The organism is Streptomyces sp. NPDC015032 (genome assembly GCF_043080425.1).
Lineage (GTDB): Bacteria > Actinomycetota > Actinomycetes > Streptomycetales > Streptomycetaceae > Streptomyces.
The window spans coordinates 82,553-103,072 of the sequence record NZ_JBIBVN010000002.1; the positions used below are offsets into that span (position 1 = coordinate 82,553).

A 20,520-nucleotide genomic window follows, 5' to 3' on the forward strand; every position below is an offset into this window, starting at 1 on the left:
GTGCCCGGCGTCCCAGATCGCACGGCAACGCTACCCCGACCGGCCCAGTGCATCGCAAGGCTGCAAGCCGACCATCACACGATCGAGCTAAAACGACCTCACACACGCTCCCTAATCAGCAGTTGCGAACCCCCCACGAGCACCGAGGAGAACCTGTGACCACCCCGACCGCCCCGTCCACCCCGACCGCCCCGCCCAACCAGCCCAACCAGCCCGCACTGCTCGTCGCCGGCCACGGCACCAGGGACGAGGGCGGGGCCGCGGCGTTCCGTGGCTTCGTGACGGAACTGGGCGAGCGCCACCCCGGACTGCCCGTGGCCGGCGGCTTCATCGAGCTGTCCCCGCCGCCGCTCGGCGACGCCGTGACCGAGCTCGTCGGGCGAGGTGTCCGGCGGTTCGCCGCCGTACCGCTGATGCTGGTGTCGGCCGGGCACGCCAAGGGGGACATTCCGGCGGCGCTGGCCCGTGAGAAGGAGCGCCACCCCGGCATCTCGTACACCTACGGCCGCCCGCTCGGCCCGCACCCGGCACTGCTGCGGGTGCTGGAGCGCCGGGTCGACGAGGTGCTGGGCGACACCGACCGGTCCGAGGTGACGGTGCTGCTGGTGGGGCGCGGTTCGACCGACCCGGATGCCAACGCCGAGGTGTACAAGGCGGCGCGGCTGTTCTGGGAGGGCCGCGGTTACGCGGGGGTGGAGACGGCGTTCGTGTCGCTCGCGGCGCCCGACGTACCGTCCGGTCTCGACCGTTGCGTGAAGCTGGGTGCCAGGCGCATTGTTGTTCTGCCGTACTTCCTCTTCACCGGCATCCTGCCGGACCGGGTGCGTCATCAGACCGAGGAATGGGCCGGCGCCCACCCGGAGCAGGATGTCCGCGCGGCCGAGGTCATCGGTGGGGCCGAGGAACTGTTCGACCTGGTCATGGAGCGCTACCGGGAGGCTGTCGAGGGCGATCTGCGGATGAACTGCGACTCATGCGTGTACCGAATCGCGCTGCCGGGCTTCGAGGACAAGGTGGGGCTGCCGCAGCAGCCGCACTTCCACCCCGACGACGACGGCCACCATCACCACCACCCCCACGGCGGTCATGCACACTCCCACTGAAAGTCCCGACGCGACAGGCGCGGGCACGCACGATCTGCGGCACCACGGTGACGCGGAGGTACGGGGACGGGGCCGGGATCTGACCGATCTCGCCGTCAACGTACGGGCCGATACGCCCCCGGACTGGCTGCGGGCGCGTATCTCCGCGTCGCTGGGCGCGCTCGCCGCCTACCCGGACGGCCGTCCGGCGCGGGCGGCGGTCGCGGCGCGGCACGGACTTCCGGTGGAGCGCGTGCTGCTGACGGCGGGTGCGGCGGAGGCGTTCGTACTCATCGCGCGGGCGCTGCCGGCCCGCCGTCCGGTCGTGGTCCATCCGCAGTTCACCGAACCGGAGTCGGCGCTGCGCGCGGCCGGGCACGAGGTGCGGCGGGTGCTGCTGCGCGCCGAGGACGGTTTCCGGCTGGACCCGGCAGCCGTGCCCGAGGACGCGGATCTGGTCGTGGTCGGCAATCCGACCAACCCCACGTCGGTCCTGCATCCCGCGGCCGCGCTGGAGAAGCTGGCGCGTCCGGGTCGGACGCTGGTGGTCGACGAGGCGTTCATGGACGCGGTGCCGGGCGAACGCGAGGCGCTGTGCGGGCGCATGGACGTCCCCGGGCTCGTGGTGCTGCGCAGCCTCACCAAGACCTGGGGGCTCGCGGGGCTGCGGATCGGTTACGTGCTGGCCGGCCCCAAGACGGTCCACGCGCTGGAGGAGGCGCAGCCGCTGTGGCCGGTGTCGTCCCCGGCCCTGGCGGCGGCCGAGGCGTGCATGGAGCCGCGGGCCCTCGCCGAGGCGGCTGCCGCGGCGGAGCGGATCGCGGTGGACCGGGCCCATCTGATAGCGGGGCTGCGGGAGTTCGCCGAGGTGCGGGTGGTGGAGCCGGCCGAGGGCTCGTTCGTCCTGATGCGGCTGGAGGGGGCCGCCGAGGTGCGGGAGCGGCTGCGGGCGCTGGGGTTCGCAACGCGGCGTGGAGATACGTTTCCGGGGCTGGGCCCGCAGTGGCTGCGGCTGGCGGTACGCGACCGCGCGACGACCAACCGCCTCCTTCAGGCACTCGACCAGGCGCTGCAGACGCTGACCGCGGCCACCCGCTGACGGGGCGGCTCGCGGGGAGCGGCGTTCGGGCACGCGGCCGCCGCTCCCCGCTCTCCCGTCAGCCCTGGGCGCGACGCCTGGCCACGACCGTCGCCCCGGCGCCCACCGCCAGCAGCAGGGCCGCGCCGCCCGCGATGTACGGCGTCGCGGAACTGCCGCCCGTCTCCGCGAGGCTGGAGTCGGTGGCCGGGGCGTGACCGGTACCGGTCTGGGGCTTCACACCGCCGCCCGTGCCGCCGCCGCTGCCGGAGGTGTTGGCGCCACTGGTCGAACCGCCGTTTCCGGAACCGCCGTCACTGGAACCACCGCCGGTCGAACCGCCGTTTCCGGAGCCGCCGTTGTCGCCGCCGCCCGTCTCCGCTCCCTTCGGCGTCTCGCAGGTCGCCTCGGCGAGCGTGACCTCACCCAGCACCTCGGCGACATTGAGCTTGAGCGGGTTGACGGAGACCTTCAGCTGGAGTGCGGCCGCCGCCGCGGTGCGCGAGGTGGTGTGCGTCTTCGACAGGTCGAGGGTGACCTCGCCGACGCCCGGCACCTTCACCTCTGTGGTGCCGCCCGCGGTCAGGGTGATCCGCTTGCCGAGGACCGACACGTGCCCCAGCACGTTCGACTCGGCGACCGGCTTCCTGCCCACCTCGCAGACCGCCTTGGAGGTGACCTTCTCGACCTCGATCAGGGGGAGCGACGGCAGTCCGGGCAGATGGACCGAGGCCTTCGCCAGATTGCTGTAGCCCTCGGCCTTCTGCTTGGCTACGGTGGCCCTGGCGGTGGCCACATCGGCGCTCAGCACGCTGAACGGCTGCCCGTTGTCCACCCCGTCGAGCCGCACGCTCAGCGCGGTCCGGTCGGCACTGGCGGGTGCCTGCACTTCATTGAGCGTGGCCTTGAGCGGCACCTCGATCGTCTTGTTCAGGAGCGAGACGTCGAGTGCGGTACGGAGCACGACCGCGCTCGCCTTCCCGTCGCCGGTGGTCGTGGTGGTCGCGGTGGCGGCGTGCGCCGGGACGGCGGCCAGCAGGGCGACGGGAGCGACGGCGACCGCCAGGGCGGCCAGGCGGAAGGTGTTGCTGTTCAAGATGGTGGAACCCCCACAAGAGACATGGAGCCACCGGCGCCGTCCAATGGGGGACATCGCGAGCGCCGGTGACCTCGACCCCGAAAGCTTTACGCACGGAGGGTGAACCGGCAGACACCTGACGTGAGTTCACCCCAAAGGGGGGTTTTCGCGCCTGTATTCGATTATCTCGGGACGTTCGTTCCTCGGAGTCACCCGATCCGCTGAACGCGGGCGGCACATGGGCCGCCCGCGCCGGGGTGCCCGCAAAGGTGCCTCAGCGAGGAGGCAGCGAAGCGGTAACCGCCTGTCAACAGAGCGCACCGGGCCGGGAAGCGGACCGGTGCGCCGCGCTCAGCCGATCACCCGCCCGTTCAGCACCACCCGTCGCGGCGCCGCGAGCACCCGCACGTCCGCCCGCGGGTCCTCGTCGTACACCACCAGGTCCGCCGGGGCGCCCTCCTCCAGCACCGGCCGTCCGAGCCACCGGCGCGCACCCCAGGTCGTCGCGGACAGCGCGTCCAGGGCCGGGATGCCCGCCTTCACCAGCTCGGCGACCTCGTCCGCCACCAGCCCGTGGGCGAGCACCCCGCCCGCGTCGGTGCCGACGAAGACCGGAACCCCGGCGTCGTACGCGGCGCGCACGGTGTCGTAACGCCGCTCGTGCAGCCGTCGCATATGGGCCGACCAACGGGGGAACTTCGCGTCGCCGCCCGCCGCGAGCGAGGGGAAGGTGGCGATGTTGACCAGGGTGGGGACGATCGCCACACCACGCTCGGCGAAGAGCGGAACGGTGTCCTCGGTGAGTCCGGTGGCGTGCTCGATGCAGTCGATCCCGGCCTCGACGAGATCGCGCAGCGAGTCCTCGGCGAAACAGTGCGCGGTGACCCGGGCACCGAGCCGGTGCGCCTCGGCGATGGCCGCCTCGACCGCCTCGCGCGGCCAGCAGGCGGCCAGATCGCCCACCTCCCGGTCGATCCAGTCGCCGACCAGCTTCACCCAGCCGTCGCCGCGCCGTGCCTCCTGGGCGACGTACGCGACCAGTTCGTCCGGCTCGATCTCATGGGCGTAGTTCCGGGTGTACCTGCGGGGCCTGGCGATGTGACGGCCGGCCCTGATGATCTTCGGGAGGTCCTCGCGGTCGTCGATCCACCGGGTGTCGGCCGGCGAACCGGCATCCCGCAGCAGCAGCGCACCCGCCTCGCGGTCGGCGAGGGCCTGCTTCTCACTGGTCGCCTCGTCGACGGCGCCGTGGAGGTCGAGCCCGACGTGGCAGTGGGCGTCGACCAGCCCCGGCAGCACCCAGCCGGTGACGGTCACCGCCCCGTCCGCGCCGGCCGGCCTCCCGTACGAGATCCGCCCGTCGACGACCCAGAGCTCGTCCCGGACGTCCTCGGGCCCGACGAGCACCCGCCCCTTCACGTGCAGCACCTGAGGTGCCCTGCGATCACTCATGACAGCACTGTACGAGGCACCGTTCGACGCCCTGGGTACGCTTCGACGGAAGCACCGTCCACATACGCGGCACCGCACAGCAGCGCACCGCCCCCGACCCGTCCCGCACCGCCCCGGCCCGTCCCGACCTGAAGAGAGCACCACCGTGACGCACCCCTTCCTCGACCTCGCCCCGCTCACCGCCGCGCATTTCGCGGCCGTCGAGAAGCGGGTGGCCGGCCTCCTCGCCACCGAGCAGGACGTCGTCATCATGCAGGGCGAGGCGCTGCTCCCCCTCGAAGGCTGCATCCGGGGCGGCGCCCGGCCCGGCTCGACCGCGCTGAACATCGTCACCGGGCCCTACGGGCAGACGTTCGGGAACTGGCTGCGGGACTGCGGCGCCCATGTCGTCGACCTGGCGGTCCCGTTCCACACGGCGGTCACCGCCGACCAGGTGGCCCGGGCACTGGCCGAGCACCCGGAGATCGACTTCGTCTCCCTGGTCCACGCGGAGGCGGCGACGGGCAACACCAATCCGGTCGCCGAGATCGGTGAGGTGGTCCGTTCGCACGGGGCGCTGTTCATGCTGGACGCCGTCGCCTCCGTGGGCGCGGAGCCGTTGCTGCCGGACGTGTGGGGCGTCGATCTCTGCGTGATCGGCGCGCAGAAGGCGATGGGCGGCCCGGCCGGGGTGTCCGCGGTGTCGGTGAGCGAGCGGGCCTGGGAGCGGATCGCAGCCAACCCGCAGGCCCCGCGCCGCTCGTACCTCTCGCTCCTGGACTGGAAGGAGCGCTGGATCGACGGCGGCCGCAAGGCGCTGCTGCACGCCCCCGCCCAGCTGGAGATGCTGGCGCTGGAGGCCTGCGTGGAGCGGATCGAGGCCGAGGGCCTGGATGCGCTGATGGCCCGGCACGCCTCGGCGGCCGCGGCGACGCGTGCGGGCGCCGTGGCGCTCGGCGGCGGCCTCACCCCGTATGTGCACGAGGCGGGGGAAGCGGCGCCGGTCGCGACGACGCTGCGCACCCCGGTGGGCGTCGACGCGGCGGGGCTGGTCGCGCGGGCGCTCGCGGCCGACCCGTCGCTGCCGCTGATCGCGGGCGGGGGTGCGCTGGCCAAGGAGATGATCCGGGTCAATCACTACGGTGTGGATGCGACGCGGGGCACGGTGCAGTCCTCGCTCGCGGCTCTGGGGGCGGCGCTGGCCGATGCGGGCCGGCAGGTCGACTTCGAAACTGCCCGCAAAGCCGTTTCGGAAACCTGGCCGAGCGAATAGATCCGGGCCGGAACGTCAATATTCCATAAATGCGGGGAGCTGCTGGATTTCGAGCAGCTCCCCGCATTCTTCTGCCCGCTTTCCCGGACCCTAAACACCCAGATTTCCAGGACGCCCACGCAACCCCGATCCATGCAATTCCGTTGCTTCGCACGAGAGTTACGACCTTGTGACCGACTCCACATCACGCCCGTTATGCCGGATAAATTGCACCCAAAATAGAGGAAAATGCGACGGGATCATGTCGGGGTTCGCGCCTGCGTGATAACACAGCGGACCGTTCCACCCAACCCTTCACGTCGATGCAATTTCCAAATTTGCTGGGTAAATTCAATTTGCATGACCGCCGCACCAGCAGATTTTGCACGTGCCCGAAGCGAATTCCTCACCATCGACACCCCACGAGTGGAGGACGGAGCCGCGATCTGGCGCATCGCCCGCGACTCCGAGGTCCTGGACCTCAACTCCTCGTACAGCTACCTGCTGTGGTGCCGTGACTTCGCGGCCACCTCCGTGATCGCCCGCGACGAGACCGGCGAGCCCGTCGCCTTCGTGACGGGGTACCTCCGGCCCGACCGCCCCGACACGCTCGTCGTCTGGCAGGTGGCCGTCGACCGGGGCCACCGCGGGACCGGCCTCGCGGGAAAGCTCCTGGATGCGCTGACCTCGCGGGTCGCGGCCTCACAGGGCCTGGCCTCGGTCGAGACGACCATCACCCCGGACAACACCGCGTCGGACCGGCTGTTCACCTCCTACGCGCGGCGCCATGACGTGGCCCTGGAGCGCGAGGTCCTCTTCGACGGCGGGCTGTTCCCCGAGGGAACGCATCAGCCCGAAGTGCTGTACCGCATCGGCCCGTTCCACGCCTGAGCGCCCAGGCCGAACCGCTCCGGGCACGTCGGCCGCTGCCACACCCGAGCGGCCCGGCCCGTGCCACGCCTGAGCGCCCCGGCACACCCGCACCGCCGCCCGTCACACACACCCCCCTCAAGCAGGAGAATCCCTGTGACCATCACCCCGCCCGCGCTGAGTGTCTTCGAGACCCTGGAGTCGGAGGTACGGAGCTACTGCCGCGGCTGGCCCGCCGTGTTCGACCGTGCGCAGGGCGCCCGTCTGACCGACGAGGACGGCCACAGCTACCTCGACTTCTTCGCCGGTGCCGGATCCCTCAACTACGGCCACAACAACCCGGTGCTGAAGCGCGCGCTGATCGACTACATCGAGCGCGACGGCATCACCCACGGCCTCGACATGGCCACCACCGCGAAACGGGCCTTCCTGGAGTCCTTCCAGAACAACGTGCTGCGTCCGCGTGACCTCCCGTACAAGGTCATGTTCCCCGGCCCGACCGGCACCAACGCCGTCGAGGCGGCGCTGAAACTGGCCCGCAAGGTGAAGGGGCGGGAATCGATCGTCTCCTTCACCAACGCCTTCCACGGCATGTCACTGGGCTCGCTCGCCGTCACCGGCAACGCCTTCAAGCGGGCCGGGGCCGGCATCCCGCTGGTGCACGGCACCCCGATGCCGTTCGACAACTACCTCGACGGCCGGGTACCCGACTTCCTCTGGTTCGAGCGGCTCCTGGAGGACCAGGGCTCCGGCCTCAACAAGCCCGCCGCCGTGATCGTCGAGACGGTGCAGGGAGAGGGCGGCATCAATGTGGCGCGCCCCGAGTGGCTGCGGGCCCTGTCCGATCTGTGCCACCGCCGCGACATGCTCCTGATCGTCGACGACATCCAGATGGGCTGCGGACGCACGGGGGCGTTCTTCTCGTTCGAGGAGGCGGGCATCACCCCCGACATCGTGACCCTGTCCAAGTCCATCAGCGGCTACGGACTGCCCATGTCGCTCTGCCTGTTCACACCGGATCTGGACATCTGGGGACCGGGCGAGCACAACGGCACCTTCCGCGGCAACAACCCGGCGTTCGTCACGGCCGCGGCCGCGCTGGACGCCTACTGGGCGGACGGCCAGATGGAGAAGCAGACCCTGGCCCGGGGCGAGCAGGTCGAGCAGGCGCTGCTCTCGATCTGCGACGAACACGCCCGGCTCGGTGCGCAATTCCGGGGCCGTGGCCTGGTCTGGGGCATGGAGTTCACCGACCGGGCGCGCGCCGCCGCGATCTGTGCCCGCGCCTTCGAGCTGGGTCTCCTCGTCGAGACCTCCGGCCCGCGGAGCGAGGTCGTGAAGCTGCTGCCGCCGCTGACCGTCACCCCCGAGGAGCTGGACGAGGGCCTGCGCACGCTGGCCCGCGCGGTCCGCGAAACCGTCTGACCAACCGCCCGCCCGTCCCGGGGCCATCCCGTCCCGGCCGGGCACGTACCGAAACACCGCCGCAGAGAGAAAGGCACCGACCCACCGTGATCGTCCGTTCGTTCAGTGACATCGAGAACACCGACCGGCATGTGAAGGCCGCCTCCGGAACCTGGGAGAGCAAACGCATCGTGCTCGCCCAGGAGAAGGTGGGCTTCTCGCTCCACGAGACCACCATGTACGCGGGTACCGAGACGTCGATGTGGTACGCGAACCACATCGAAGCCGTCCTGTGCGTCGAGGGCGAGGCCGAACTCACCAATGACGAGACCGGCGAGAAGCACTGGATCACCCCCGGCACGATGTACCTGCTGGACGGCCACGAGCACCACACCATGCGGCCGAAGACCGACTTCCGCTGTGTCTGCGTCTTCAACCCTCCGGTCACCGGACGGGAGGAGCACGACGAGAACGGTGTCTACCCGCTGCTGACCGAGGAGGGCTGAACCATGACCACCGATGTACGCACCGATCCGTACCCCACCCGCGGCGCCGCCGAAATGATCACTCCCCGCCAGGACCCGGTCATCTGGTCGGCACCCGGTGCGCCGGGACCGGTCGCCGTGAAGGATCTCCAGGGCTTCGAGCGCGACGGCTTCCTCACCGTCGACCAGCTGATCACACCGGACGAAGTCGCCGTCTACCACGCCGAACTGGACCGGCTGATCGCCGATCCGGCGGTGCGGGCCGACGAGCGCTCGATCATCGAGCCGAAGTCGCAGAAGGTGCGCTCGGTCTTCGAGGTCCACCGGATCAGCGAGGTCTTCGCCCGGCTGGTCTCCGACGAGCGCGTGGTGGGCCGGGCCCGCCAGATCCTGGGATCGGACGTGTACGTCCACCAGTCCAGGATCAATGTCAAGCCGGGCTTCGGTGCCTCGGGGTTCTACTGGCACTCGGACTTCGAGACCTGGCACGCCGAGGACGGCCTGCCGAACATGCGGGCGGTGTCCGTGTCGATCGCGCTGACCGAGAACCACGACACCAACGGCGGGCTGATGATCATGCCCGGTTCGCACAAGTCGTTCCTCGGCTGTGCGGGCGAGACACCGAAGGACAACTACAAGAAGTCCCTGAAGATGCAGGACGCCGGCACGCCGTCCGACGGGGCGCTGACGAAGCTGGCCGACCGGCACGGCATCAAGCTCTTCACGGGCAGGGCGGGTTCGGCGACCTGGTTCGACTGCAACTGCATGCACGGCTCGGGGGACAACATCACCCCCTACCCGCGCAGCAATGTCTTCATTGTCTTCAACAGTGTGGAGAACACCGCCCAGGAGCCGTTCGCGGCACCGGCCCGGCGTCCGGAGTTCATCGGGGCGCGGGACTTCACACCGGTGGGCTGAGAGCTGCCCCACCCCGGGCGGGACAGCCGGGCGGGGTGGGGCGACGACGGTCGTCCCACCCCCTCCCGCTGCCCGAATTGGCTGGACCACGACGACCCCAGCGGCGACAGTGTGGGCCATGACTTCACTCGTACGTCACATCACGATCGACTGCGCCGACGCCTACGAACTCGCCGGCTTCTGGTCCGGGGTGCTCGGAGCGCCTCTCTCCGATGACGACGCCCCCGGCGATCCCGAGGTGCTCGTCGAAACCCCCGGCGCCGCGCTGCTGTTCATCTCGGCGCCGGAGCCGAAGAGCGCCAAGAACCGTCTGCACCTGGACATTCAGCCGCAGGACCGCACCCGGGACGAGGAGGTGGAACGGCTGCTCGGGCTGGGCGCCACCCTCGTGGCCGACCACCGCAAGCCGAACGGACGGGGCTGGGCCACGCTCGCCGATCCGGAGGGCAACGAGTTCTGTGTCGAGTGCGGTGCGGCGGAACGGGCCGCGCTGACCGGGACCCGGCTGCCGGTCACCGCGGACGACGTGACCACCGCGGTCCGCCTCGCGGTGGACGCGCTCCAGCAGTCCCCGGCGGACAACTGGCAGGTCCCGGCCGGTTCGCTGGAGTGGGACTGCTGGGAGACCGCGGAGCACCTGAGCGACGATCTCTTCTCCTACGCGACCCAGCTGGGCCCGCGACGGCCGCCCCTGGACACGTACGTCCCGTACCGCTGGAACACCGACCGCGAGGGCGGTCCGATGAACGCCGTCTTCGCGGACCGGTCGGCCGGCCCGGCGGGGCTGCTCCGGACGCTGGAGGCGAGCGGGGCGCTGCTCGCGGCAATGGTGCGGACGGCCTCGCCCGAGGTCCGCTCGTACCACTCCTACGGGGTGTCCGACCCGGAGGGCTTCGCCGCCATGGGCATCGTGGAGACCCTGGTGCACACGCACGACCTCGCCGCGAGCCTGGATGTCCCCTGGACGCCGCCCACCGGTCTCTGCGACCGGGTGCTGGCCCGGCTGTTCCCGGACGCCCCGAAGGACGCCGACCGGTGGACCGTCCTGCTCTGGGCCACCGGCCGCGCCGAGCTGCCCGGCCGGCCGAGGGTCACGTCGTGGAAGTGGCACAGTGCGCCGCCGGCCGGGGCAGGCCGGGAGTAGCGGCCCGCAAACGGGCGCGAGCGGCCGTTGCGGGGTGCTGCGACGGCGCGGCTCCGGAGCGGGCCGGGTACGACGGCGGGGCCCCGGAGCGGGCCGCCGGCCCCGGGCACGTCGTCGAACGGGTCAGAGTTCCGCGTCCAGGAAGTCCGGCCACACCGTGCCCTCCGCGCCCCCGTCGGGCCGGGGCAGCGGCATCTCCGCCCAGATGACCTTTCCCTGGGGGGTGTAACGGGTGCCCCAGCTCTCGGCCAGTCGTGCGACGAGGAACAGGCCGCGGCCCCCTTCGTCCATCGCGGCGGCGTCGCGCAGATGGGGTGAGGTGCTGCTGCCGTCGGCCACCTCGCAGGTCAGGGTGCGGTCGTACAGGAGTCGTACGGTGACCGGCGCGGAGCCGTAGCGGATGGCGTTGGTGATCAACTCGCTGAGCAGCAGTTCCATGGCGAACGCGAGCCCGGGCAGGCCCCAGTCGTCGATCTTCTCGGCCGCGGCGGCACGCATCCCCGCCACGGCGGCGGGATCGAACGCCACGCCCCAGTCGGCGACATGGTCGGGCGGGATCGCCCGTGTCCGGGCGATGAGCAGGGCCACGTCGTCCTTCGGCCGACTGGGCAGGAGCTCGTCGAGCACCGCCTGGCAGCTCTCCTCCGGCGACCGGTCGGGGTGGCCCGCCAGGACCCGGCGCAGCAGCTCGATCCCCACGTCGATGTCCCGGGTACGGTCCTCGATGAGCCCGTCGGTGTAGAGGACGAGCTGCGTGCCCTCCGCCACCTCCAGTTCCGCCGTCTCGAACGGCATGCTGCCCAGGCCCAGGGGCGGGCCGGCCGGCAGGTCGGGGAAGGACACACTGCCGTCGGGGCCGACCAGTGCGGGCGGGGGATGCCCGGCCCGTGCCACGGCGCAGCGGCGGGAGACGGGATCGTAGATCACGTACAGGCAGGTGGCTCCTATGATCCCCGGGTCGGCGGTGGTCTCCGCCTCCTCCTGGTCGATGCGCCCGACCAGGTCGTCGAGGTGCCGGAGGATCTCGTCGGGCGGCAGGTCGAGCGTGGAGAAGTTGTGCACGGCCGTGCGCAGCCGTCCCATCGTGGCGGCCGCGTGCAGGCCGTGTCCGACGACATCCCCGACGACCAGTGCCACCCGGCTGCCCGGGAGCGGGATCACATCGAACCAGTCGCCGCTCACCCCGGAGACGGCGGGCAGGTAGCGATGCGCCACCTCGAGCGCGCTCTGTTCGGGCAGGGCCCGCGGGAGCAGGCTGCGCTGCAGAGTCGCGGCCACGACGTGCTCACGGGTGTAGCGGCGGGCGTTGTCGATGCTGACGGCAGCCCGGGCGACCAGTTCTTCGGCCAGGGACCGGTCGTCCTCGTCGAAGGGCTGGGGCTTCTCGGAGCGCCAGAAGCTGGCCATGCCCAGGATGACGCCCCGTGCCTGGAGGGGCACGGTGAGGAGCGTGTGGATGCCGCTGTCGATGATCATCCGTGCCTGCTCCGGGTCCTGGGCGAGCCATCCGGATGCGGTGGACAGGTCGGGCACCAGCACCGGCCGGCCGGTGGCGAAGGCCCGTGCCTGCGGCGTGGAGGGGAGAAAGTTGATCAGGTGACCGACTTCGTAGAAGGCATGATCGTCCCGGATGCCGTGTACAGCGGCGCGGCGCATGTCCGTGTCCGCACTGGTCGGCTCGTCCCCGCGGAGGACCGGGTCGGCCAGATCGACGGTGACGAAGTCGGCGAGCCGGGGGACCGCGATCTCGGTCAGTTCCTCGGCCGTGGCCACCACATCGAGGGTGGTACCGATGCCGAGGCCGGCGTCGTACAGCAGGCGCAGCCGCTCGCGGGCGTTCTCCGCCCTGCCGGACAGCGCCCGCAGCTCCGTGGAGTCGCGCAAGGTCGCAACCGTCCCCCGGGGGCCACCGTGACGGTCCGTGGGCCGCTGGTTCACCGCGAGCAGCCGGCCCCCCGCGAGGTGCACCTCGTCCGTGACCGGGCGCCCCGAGGCCAGCAGCTCCGCCATGTCGGAATCGAGGCCGGGCAGGTCCCGGATATGCCGCCCCTCGGCGTCGAGCGGCAGATCCAGCAGCCGTCTGGCCTCGTCGTTGGCCAGCAGCAGTCGGCCGCCCTTGCCGATGATGAGCACGCCTTCGCGCACGGCGTGCAGCACGGCGTCGTGATGCTCGTACATACGAGTCATCTCGGCCGGGCCGAGACTGTGGGTCTGCCGCCGCAGCCGTCTGGTCACCAGCGCCGTCCCGCCCGTGGCCACGGCGAGCGCGGCCACTCCCGCGCCGAGGATGATCGGAATCTGCCGTGCCACCACCCCGGCCACGTTCTTGACCTTCATGCCCGCGGCCACCAGGGCCACGACCTTGTGCGCGCGGTCCTGGACGGGGACTATCGCCTGCACCTCTCTGCCGAGCGGGCCCTTGACGCTCTCGGTGTACACATGGCCGGCCAGCGCCGGCCCGATGGTGAGGACGGCCTTCTTCCCGATCAGTTCCGGCCGGGGATGGGTGTAGCGGATCCCTTTCGTGTCCGTCACCACGATGAAGTCGACACCGGCCGCCTTCCGCCCTGCCTCGGTCAGCGGCTGGAGCACCCTGGAGGGATCAGGGGTCTTCAGCGCGGCCAGCAGGCCCGGTGAGTGGGCGAATGTCTGCGCGACGGCCACGCAGCGGTTTCGCGCCTCCGCGCTGCTGTCGCGCCGGGACTGCACGACGAGCGCCAGCATCGCAGCGACCACGAGGAGCACGACCACAGCCACCTGCAGGGCGAAGACCTGGCCTGCGAGACTCCGGGGGTACTTACCCATGAGTGACCGAATCTTTGCGCTCCGGAATCGGCCGAAACGATTGACCACAGTGCCCTTTGTAACACTGTGCGGTCGTATGTGCGTGCGGTCGGGGGCCGCTCGGGACGGGAGCGCGCGACTGCGCCGACGACGTTCCGCCGACGGTGTGACACGTCCGCCGCTGCCCCGGCCCCGCCGACCGCCGGGCCGTCCCGGTCGAGGCCACCGACGACAGCTGCGCCCGGCACGTGGACGTCGAGCGGGCCTGGACGAATCCGCAGGAGCACACCCTCGCCGGACTGGACGCGGCCGAACGCGATGAGCCGGCCCGGCTGCTCGCCGAGGTCGAGGAGAACCTCTGCCGGGAGGCCGAGGGCTGCTCCGGGCGGCGCCGATCCCCCTGCCTCCCCGGCATCCGCACGGGTTCAGCCGGAGAGCACGTCCAGGGCCCGGTCCACATCGGCCTCCGTGTTGTACAGGTGGAAGGCCGCGCGCAGGCTCCCCGCCCGGTTCGCGACCACCACCCCGGCCCGCGCCAGCTCCGGCTCCCGCCCGCCGAGTCCGGGCACGGCGACGATCGCCGACTCCCCCGGCACCGCCTCGTGCCCCAGCCCGGCCAGACCCGCCCGCATGCGGGCCGCGAGCCCGGTGACGTGGGTGTGGACGGCGTCGATGCCGACCTCGCCCAGCAGCGCGAGGGAGTGCTCGGCACCGTGGTACGAGAGGAAGGCGGGCGGTTCGTCGTAGCGGCGGGCGATCGGGGAGAGCCGCTCGACCGGGCCGTACGTACTGTTGCGTGGGTCGTCGGAGGCGACCCACGCCGCGAAGACGGGAGGAAGGGTGCGCTGCGCCTCCTCGGTGACGGTGAGGAACGACGTACCCCGCGGGCAGAGCAGGAACTTGAAGCCGCCGGTGACGGTGTAGTCGTACGCCCCGGCGTCCAGCGGAAGCCAGCCGGCCGCCTGGGTGGCGTCGAGCAGCATCCGGGCGCCGTGGGCGGCCGCCGCCGCGTGTACCGCTTCGAGATCGACGACCTTGCCGTCGGCGGACTGCACGGCCGAGAAGGCGACGAGCGCGGTGCCGGGCCGTACCGCGTCGGCCAGCCCGTCCAGCGGGGCATAGCGCACCCGGAGATCGCCACGGACCGCGAACGGGCTCACGACGGAGCTGAACTCCCCCTCGGGCGCCACGATTTCGGCCCCGGACGGCAGCGAGGCCGCGACCAGCCCGACGTGCACGGAGACCGAACTGCCGGTGGCGACCCGGTCGGCGCCGACCCCGACGAGGCGGGCGAAACCGGCCCGGGCCGCCTCCACCGCCTCGAAGTCCCCGGAACCGGCCCTGCGGCCCGCGGCGATCGCCTCGGCGAGCTCCTTCACCGCGTCCACGGAGCGGCGGGGCAGCAGCCCGCAGGTGGAGGTGTTGAGGTAGGTGGTCTCCGGCGCGAACTCGCCGTCCACCGAACGGCTGAGCGAAGTAGTCTCCATGGGCCCAGCCTGCGGTGCCCTCGCCCCGAGGTCAATGAGCGATACGAAGGGCCGAGGGCGACGGCCCGGCGGTACTCCGGGCGCTCGCTCCGCAGCCGCCCCACGCGGGCATGACGTCTGTCCGGACGGCTCAGGAGCCGCTTCCGTTCTGCGGGACCTCACAGGCACCGTCGGCGTCGCACGCCGCCGCGTCCCCGCCGATCACGGTGAGCGGCCGGTCCTTCCACGCCTGTTCGAGTGCCTGGGCGAACACCTCGGCGGGCTGGCCGCCGGAGATGCCGTACCGCCGGTCGAACACGAAGAACGGCACGGCGTTGGCCCCCAGCTCGGACGCCTCCCGCTCGTCGGCCCGCACCTCGGCGGCATACGCCTGCGGGTCGGCGAGAACGGCGCTCGCCTCCTCGCCGTCGAGCCCGGCCTCGACGGCCAGCTCGACCAGCACGTCACCGTCGAAGACGGAGCGCTCCTCGGCGAAGTTCGCCCGGTAGGCGAGACTCAGCAACTCGTCCTGGCGGCCGCGGTCCTTGGCGAGGTGGAGCAGTCGGTGGATGTCGAAGGTGTTGCCGTGGTCACGACCCTCGGTGAGGTAGCCGAGCCCTTCGGACTGCGCGTTGGCCGCGACGTTCGCCTCCATGGCCTGCGCCTCTTCACGGGTGCGCCCGTACTTCTGCGCCAGCATGTCGATCACCTGCGCGGTGTCCCCCTTGGGGTACGCGGGGTCGAGCTCGAAGGACCGGTGCACGACCTCGACCTCGTCGCGGTGGGCGAACCCCGCCAGGCCCTTCTCGAAGCGGGCCTTCCCTATGTAGCACCAGGGGCAGGCGATGTCGCTCCAGATCTCGACGCGCATGTCTCTTCTTTCTTTCCGTGTTCCCGTAACGACGGCTCAGGCGGCGCGGAGCCACTGTCCGCTCCCGTGGTCAACGTGCGAGCGGACTCCCTCATTCCCCGGTTCGGACCACGACGGCCCCGACCGGCGCCCCGGTCGGCCCGGTGGAGGAGGAACGGTGCGTGTTCGGGGTGGGGCCGAGGCGGCGCCGGAGGTGCCGGCCCGTCGAGCCGGACACGTCCCTGCTCCCGACATCCCCGCCGGTCCTCTCCCGGCCGGCACCGGCCCGGCTATTCCGCGGTGCTGAGTTCCCAGAACCGGAAGACGGTCGATGTGTCCAGACAGTTCTGCAGGCCCCGGACGCTCTCGTGGGCGACGGCGTACTGCTTGCCCTGCCAGAGCGGCAGGAGCGGCAGCTGGCTCGCCACGATGTCCTGAAGCTTCATGAACTCCTGCCGGGTTTCCGCACGATCGGTCATGGACGAGGTCTTCGGGATGATCCGGTTGGTTATCTCTCTGTTCTCGAAGTTGTTCGACAGGACGTTGCCCTTGCCGAAGAACGGCTGGGTGAAGTTGTCGGGGTCCGGATAGTCCGGTACCCAGCCCTTGACGTAGACGCCGTACTTGCCGTCGGCGATGTCCTTCTCGTACTGGTCGAACGGGACGGACTTCATCCCGGCGTCGAAGAGTCCGCTCTTGTTCAGCTGATCGGCGATGGTCCGCAGTTCGTCGTCGGTGGCGGGCCCGTAGCGGCTCGGGGTGGACCAGAGGGTGAGTTTCACCTTGTCGGTGATGCCGGAGTCCCGCAGGGCGGCCCTCGCCTGTTGCGGCTGCGGGCTGTCGCCGTAGGTGTCGAAGAAGGAGGTGCCGTGGCCGGTGATGCCGACCGGGACGATCGAGTACAGCGGTGCCGCCGTGGACTGGTAGACCTGGCTGACCAGGGAGTTGCGGTCCACGAGATAGGCGATGGCCTTGCGCACGGCGAGCTTGCCGACCACGGGATCGGCAACGTTGAAGACCATGTGCTGGACTTCGGCGCTGTTCCCCTGGACCACCTCGATGCCGTCCTTCTTCGCGGTGGCCGAGGCGTCCAGGGCGGCTATCGCCTTGGCGGTGAGGCCACGGTAGGCGATGTCGACCTTGCCCTTCTCCAGGGACGTCCTAAGGGCCTGCTGGTCGCCGTTGAAGAGCCGCAGCGTCACGCCGGTGTTCTTCACCTCGGCGTTTCCGTGGTAGCCGGAGTACACCGAGAAATCGGCTTTCGACTTGTCGATGGAGTCCAGCTTGTAGGGACCGGAGCCGACCGTCTTGCCGCCCTCCAGCAGGCTGTCCTCGGGATAGACATGACGGTCCACGATGGAACCGGCGCCCGATGCGATCTTGCTGGGAAATATCGCGTCCGGCACCTTGAGACGGAAGACGACGGTCTTGTCGTCCGGTGTCCTGATCGACGAGATGGTGGAGAGCAGCGGCGCCGGGCCCGCCGGGTCGTTGATCTTGATCGCCCGGTCGAAGGAGTACTTGACGTCCGCCGATGTGAGGCTGTTGCCGTTGCTGAACTTCAACCCGCCACGCAGGGTGCAGGTGTAGGTCGTGCCGCCGTCCGAGAAACTGCACTCCTCGGCGGCCTCCGGCACCGGGATGGAGCTTCCGGGCGGGAAGCTCAGCAAGGACTGGAAGACGTTGTTGAAGAGCAGCCAGGACCCCGGGTCGTACCCCGCGGCCGGGTCCGTCGCCAGGATGCCGTCGGACATCCCGACGACCATTCTGTCCTCGGACTCGAACGGCCAGATCTCATCCTGGGAGCCGCAACCCGTCAGCAGCACCATTGCCAACCCCCCTGCGAACAGGGCGCTCGACCGCCTCGTACGAACCTTCACAGAACGTGCCTCATACCTTTCGGCCGGCCCCCTGGGTGTCCCCCGACGACCGGATCGGTTCAGGAAGTGCTGCGAACGCCGCGACCGTCCGGAACTGCCGGCCCGGCCGGGCGCGATGGTGCGGACCGAACAGCCTGCCCGTACTCGATGTTCACCAGGAATTCCATGGGCGGGAACTGGCTGCCAATTTTCCAGCCGGTGAACGAAAAGGGGCAGGTCATGGTCGGTCTCTTGGTGCCGCGAACAATCTAGTAGTACACCGTGTTGTGCGAGGGCACATCGTGCGCCAAAAAATCTCGCGCAGAGCCGGTACTGTTGGCCTGGTATGCCTGGTATCGGATCATGGTGGCCGAGCCGACCGGTCCGCTCGTCATCCCGCCGGGCCGATCGGTGAACAACCCCGGAGGGGCAGTACACGGGCCTCGCGGGTCGCCTCCCGGGAAAACGCGGCTGCCCAACGGCCGCGGTTTCCCGTCCCGTTCCATCGCCGTGTCGTCGAGGCCGAAAATCGTCGAATCATCAACGGAACGGCCTTACCCCTGGGGCCCGTCAGCGGCCATGGGCGCCTTGTGGACGTCGGTCGGCACCTGCGAAATCCGGACGTGTGCGTAGTGTACGCCGTGACCCGGACATAGGACACGTACGGGAGTTGATCGACGAACACCGGCGAAGTGGGCAGGCCCCGCACGGCCGTTCAACGGGCCGCGCGTCCCCCGGTGTCCTCGGATCTTCCCGGCTCCCGCCCTCGCGCTCACCGATGCCGTCACGGCCGAGTCGCCGGCCCCGGACCTGCCACCGGCCGATCGCCTCGCGCGCGATGGCCGGTTCGCGAGAACTGGGCCCCCCGCACAAGCTTCGCCATCGCTCAGGGCTGTCCCGTAACCCGTGGCGGGCGCACGACGACAGCTGCTTCCCCAAGCTCTCGGCTGCGCGCTGATCCACCAGGGATTACGGGACAGCCCTCAGGGTGCGTTGCGCAGCTTGAGAATGTATGTCGCGGTCAGCGCAACGGCACGGTCTTCGTCATGTGACAGATCTGCGAGGGCACGTGACGTCGTGATCCCCGGGATGTCCGCGAGCGCCTGTGTCAGCCGTCGACGTGCAGACGACCCGATTGCGCCGTGGGCGAGGCGGTCGACGAGCCCGGTAGCGATCTGATCCGTCAACGCGGGATCACTCGCCAGCGTGCTCAGTGCATCGGCTGCGTCGGTGTCGTTCCTCCCCTCGACGACCATGCCGACGAGCGTCGGGACCGCGTCGGCCACTCCACGTGCCCCGAGCGCCAGAGCCGCGTACCCACGGACCACGATGTCGGGGTTCGTCAGGGCGTCCCGCAGCAGTGCGGTCGCCTCACCGTTCGGAATCTCCGCGATGGACCGGACCGCACGTTTGCGCACCTCGGCCTCGGGTGAGCCGAGGCCCTCCGCCAGCAGTGCCGGTCCGTCCTCGCCCGCTTGCGCCAGAGCCCAGCGAAGGGCTCCGGCGACGTTCGGGTCCGGCTCGCTCAGTACGGCATCGACCAGTGCTCCCACCGGCACGGGAACGTCCTCGGTCGCGGACAGGGCCGCGCGCTGCCGCGCCCCCGCGCTCTTCGACCCCAACGCCCCAAGGAGCGCGACGATCTGGAGGACGTCCTCCCAGCCGGCGGGTTCCGCGGCACCGATCCGGCGGAGTCGCGTGAGCAGCTCCGTCTCCGCCGCGATGCGGTCTCGCGTCTGGCGGATGAGGTCGTCGACGAGCTCCGCGGGCGCGAAGCCGGGGTCATCGAGTGCGCGCCCGACGTCGCGCAGCGACAGCCCCAGTGACCGCAGGCTCTCGATGTGGAGGATGCGCCGGATGTTCTCGCCGGAGTACTCCCGATAGCCGGAGTCGGTACGGCCCGTCGGCCGCACCAGGCCGAGCGATTCGTAATGCCTGAGCATGCGGGTGCTGACCCCGGACCGTCGCGCGACATCACCGATCAACACGGGCTACCGCTCCTCCTGGCCGTCCCCGCCGAGGGCCACGATGCGCTTCGCCTCCTCGATCGCGAACTCGAATCCGGCATCCGGGTCGCGCCACAGCCGTTCCGTGGCGATCGCGTGCGCGCGCACGCGAGGGTCGAGAGCCGTCGTCGCGGCGCCCAGTGCCGGTAGCATCACCTCCCCGAGCGCGATCAGCGCCCGGCTGAGACTGAGTTGCGTCTCGCGTTCGCCGCGCCCGAGCTGTGTCGCCAACACTACGGCCAACTCGTGCTCCTCGCCTTCGGGCACCAGCACGATCGCTGCCCGCCAGGCGCTCCGTGCCACCTCGTCGTCGGCGTCGGACAGCAGCGCCGGTGTGATCGCCGGCCACGCCTGCCGATCTCCGATCTTGGACAGCGTGTGCAACGCCTGGCTCCGTGCCTGCGCACGCTCCGAGCGGACTTCGCCGAGAAGCACCGGGACCGTCATCGATCCCGCGTGGCGGGTGAGTGCCCAGGTCAGCATTTCGCGCACATAGAACTCGGGCTCGATCGCGCATCGCTCGATGAGCTTGCCGATGAACCCCGGGGCCGGGGCGGTGCCGACCGCCAGCGCTGCCCGCATCCGGACCGACGAGCTGGTGCTCTCCAGCCCCTGGAGAGCACGCATCGTGTTCGTGTCCTCTTTCGGCATGGCCATCAGGACCACCTCCTCGGCCACAGTGAAGACCTTGTCACCGTGTCAAGGTCAAGCGGAGCCAGGTCGGGAGACGGCCCGGCAGCCTCGGCCCGCCGAGTCCGGTGCTTGTCACGTTCACCGTGCTCGTGAGCGGAGAGTGGGACTCCCCCGCCTTCT

General features: G+C 70.6%; 16 protein-coding genes and 1 pseudogene. 9 read left to right on the forward strand and 8 right to left on the reverse strand.

Annotated elements, in window-relative coordinates:
- Positions 1 to 155 precede the first annotated feature (155 nt).
- Both ACF08M_RS03285 and cobC read left to right on the forward strand, forming a co-directional pair.
- Positions 156 to 1,103 (forward strand): sirohydrochlorin chelatase, encoded by a 948-nt coding sequence (locus ACF08M_RS03285; RefSeq protein ID WP_392183520.1) that lies wholly within the window; start codon positions 156 to 158, stop codon positions 1,101 to 1,103.
- Positions 1,087 to 2,181 carry an Rv2231c family pyridoxal phosphate-dependent protein CobC gene (gene cobC / locus ACF08M_RS03290; RefSeq protein WP_392183521.1) on the forward strand — a complete coding sequence of 365 codons (1,095 nt, stop codon included), beginning with the start codon at positions 1,087 to 1,089 and terminating at the stop codon, positions 2,179 to 2,181. The genes ACF08M_RS03285 and cobC overlap by 17 nt, the downstream gene beginning before the upstream one ends.
- Before the next feature lie 58 nt (positions 2,182 to 2,239).
- Here cobC and ACF08M_RS03295 read toward each other — a convergent pair whose 3' ends face one another.
- Positions 2,240 to 3,256 (reverse strand): SCO1860 family LAETG-anchored protein, encoded by a 1,017-nt coding sequence (locus tag ACF08M_RS03295; RefSeq protein ID WP_392183522.1) that lies wholly within the window; start codon positions 3,254 to 3,256, stop codon positions 2,240 to 2,242.
- A 333-nt stretch (positions 3,257 to 3,589) separates the two neighbouring features.
- Positions 3,590 to 4,690, reverse strand: a complete 1,101-nt coding sequence (locus tag ACF08M_RS03300) for an amidohydrolase family protein (RefSeq protein WP_392183523.1) — start codon at positions 4,688 to 4,690, stop codon at positions 3,590 to 3,592.
- 145 nt (positions 4,691 to 4,835) lie between these two features.
- Between ACF08M_RS03300 and ACF08M_RS03305 the strand changes: the two genes are divergently transcribed.
- The 6 genes from ACF08M_RS03305 (at position 4,836) to ACF08M_RS03330 (ending at position 10,742) form a co-directional block, all read left to right on the forward strand.
- Positions 4,836 to 5,942: a pyridoxal-phosphate-dependent aminotransferase family protein gene (locus ACF08M_RS03305; protein WP_392183524.1), complete on the forward strand. Its 1,107-nt coding sequence runs from the start codon at positions 4,836 to 4,838 to the stop codon at positions 5,940 to 5,942.
- A gap of 405 nt (positions 5,943 to 6,347) precedes the next feature.
- A complete protein-coding gene (gene ectA / locus ACF08M_RS03310) occupies positions 6,348 to 6,812 on the forward strand; it encodes a diaminobutyrate acetyltransferase (protein WP_392183965.1) in 465 nt (154 codons plus the stop codon).
- A gap of 135 nt (positions 6,813 to 6,947) precedes the next feature.
- A complete protein-coding gene (gene ectB, locus ACF08M_RS03315; RefSeq protein ID WP_392183525.1) occupies positions 6,948 to 8,216 on the forward strand; it encodes a diaminobutyrate--2-oxoglutarate transaminase in 1,269 nt (422 codons plus the stop codon).
- 86 nt (positions 8,217 to 8,302) lie between these two features.
- Positions 8,303 to 8,701, forward strand: a complete 399-nt coding sequence (locus tag ACF08M_RS03320; RefSeq protein ID WP_351078947.1) for an ectoine synthase — start codon at positions 8,303 to 8,305, stop codon at positions 8,699 to 8,701.
- 3 nt (positions 8,702 to 8,704) lie between these two features.
- Positions 8,705 to 9,598 (forward strand): ectoine hydroxylase, encoded by an 894-nt coding sequence (gene thpD, locus ACF08M_RS03325; RefSeq protein ID WP_392183526.1) that lies wholly within the window; start codon positions 8,705 to 8,707, stop codon positions 9,596 to 9,598.
- Positions 9,599 to 9,716: 118 nt separating this feature from the next.
- Positions 9,717 to 10,742, forward strand: coding sequence for a VOC family protein (locus ACF08M_RS03330; protein WP_392183527.1), 1,026 nt, complete (start codon positions 9,717 to 9,719; stop codon positions 10,740 to 10,742).
- A gap of 123 nt (positions 10,743 to 10,865) precedes the next feature.
- Here the strand turns inward: ACF08M_RS03330 and ACF08M_RS03335 are convergent, their stop codons facing one another.
- Positions 10,866 to 13,547, reverse strand: a complete 2,682-nt coding sequence (locus ACF08M_RS03335) for a SpoIIE family protein phosphatase (protein ID WP_392183528.1) — start codon at positions 13,545 to 13,547, stop codon at positions 10,866 to 10,868.
- A gap of 149 nt (positions 13,548 to 13,696) precedes the next feature.
- On the opposite strand from ACF08M_RS03335, the pseudogene ACF08M_RS03340 reads away from it, so the two are divergent.
- A pseudogene (locus ACF08M_RS03340) lies at positions 13,697 to 13,915 on the forward strand (MarR family transcriptional regulator); the annotation flags it as partial.
- A 36-nt stretch (positions 13,916 to 13,951) separates the two neighbouring features.
- On the opposite strand, the gene ACF08M_RS03345 reads toward ACF08M_RS03340, so the two are convergent.
- The 5 genes from ACF08M_RS03345 to ACF08M_RS03365 form a co-directional block, all read right to left on the reverse strand.
- Positions 13,952 to 15,013 (reverse strand): aminotransferase class V-fold PLP-dependent enzyme, encoded by a 1,062-nt coding sequence (locus ACF08M_RS03345; protein WP_392183529.1) that lies wholly within the window; start codon positions 15,011 to 15,013, stop codon positions 13,952 to 13,954.
- Between the two features lie 130 nt (positions 15,014 to 15,143).
- The gene (locus ACF08M_RS03350; RefSeq protein ID WP_392183530.1) at positions 15,144 to 15,863 is read right to left on the reverse strand and encodes a DsbA family oxidoreductase; all 720 of its coding nucleotides are present in this window, start codon (positions 15,861 to 15,863) and stop codon (positions 15,144 to 15,146) included.
- Between the two features lie 269 nt (positions 15,864 to 16,132).
- Positions 16,133 to 17,722 carry an ABC transporter substrate-binding protein gene (locus tag ACF08M_RS03355; protein ID WP_392183531.1) on the reverse strand — a complete coding sequence of 530 codons (1,590 nt, stop codon included), beginning with the start codon at positions 17,720 to 17,722 and terminating at the stop codon, positions 16,133 to 16,135.
- A 962-nt stretch (positions 17,723 to 18,684) separates the two neighbouring features.
- The gene (locus ACF08M_RS03360) at positions 18,685 to 19,689 is read right to left on the reverse strand and encodes a MerR family transcriptional regulator (RefSeq protein ID WP_392183532.1); all 1,005 of its coding nucleotides are present in this window, start codon (positions 19,687 to 19,689) and stop codon (positions 18,685 to 18,687) included.
- Positions 19,690 to 19,692: 3 nt separating this feature from the next.
- Positions 19,693 to 20,364: a HEAT repeat domain-containing protein gene (locus ACF08M_RS03365; protein ID WP_392183533.1), complete on the reverse strand. Its 672-nt coding sequence runs from the start codon at positions 20,362 to 20,364 to the stop codon at positions 19,693 to 19,695.
- Positions 20,365 to 20,520 lie beyond the last annotated feature (156 nt).